The sequence below is a fragment of the Serratia sp. M24T3 genome (genome assembly GCF_000257645.1).
Taxonomy (GTDB): domain Bacteria; phylum Pseudomonadota; class Gammaproteobacteria; order Enterobacterales; family Enterobacteriaceae; genus Rouxiella.
The window spans coordinates 1-728 of record NZ_AJHJ01000091.1; the positions used below are offsets into that span (position 1 = coordinate 1).

Consider the following 728-nt stretch of genomic DNA (forward strand, 5'->3'; position numbering starts at 1 on the left):
GGCTTTATTCTGCTCATTGCTTTCGCACCGAACTGGCTCGGAACGCCGCTTTACACAGGAACCAGCGTTACCCGTGGCATTCCAATTGGCGTCGGACTGATCGTTATCTCTTTTCTACTGACCGGCATCTATGTCTGGCGTGCCAATGGGGAGTTTGATCGTTTAACCCAGAAGCTGCTGAGTGAGGTAAAAGCATGAAACGTTTTCCCTTACTTGTCAGCCTGGCTGTGCTCTTACCCCTCTCTGCATTGGCTGCCGAGGCTATTAGCGGGACGGTGCAAAAACGGCCGACCAATTACGAAGCGATTGTGATGTTTGTTATCTTCGTCGCCGCCACGCTTGCCATCACTTACTGGGCCTCGAAGCGAACCCGCTCCCGCAGCGATTATTATACGGCAGGCGGCAATATTACCGGCTTGCAGAACGGCCTGGCGATGGCGGGAGACTTCATGTCCGCCGCCTCGTTTCTCGGTATTTCAGCGTTGGTATATACCTCCGGCTTTGATGGGTTGATCTATTCGCTCGGTTTTCTGGTCGGCTGGCCAATCATTTTGTTTTTGATTGCCGAACGTTTGCGTAACCTTGGGCGCTACACCTTTGCTGATGTAGCATCTTACCGCTTGAAACAGATGCCGATTCGTACTCTCTCGGCCTGCGGCTCGCTCGGTGGTAGTAGCGCTTTACCTGATTGCCCAGATGGTCGGTGCAGGCAAACTTATCCAGTTGTT

1 protein-coding gene and 1 pseudogene are annotated in these 728 nt (G+C 52.9%); both read left to right on the top strand.

All coding sequences use genetic code 11. The annotated features are described in order from the left end of the window. The coding region (locus SPM24T3_RS24090) for a DUF485 domain-containing protein (protein WP_009639454.1) at positions 1-198 on the top strand (198 nt) is incomplete at its 5' end. Then, positions 195-728, top strand: a pseudogene (actP, locus tag SPM24T3_RS24095) (cation acetate symporter); the annotation flags it as partial. The gene SPM24T3_RS24090 and the pseudogene actP, both read left to right, overlap by 4 nt.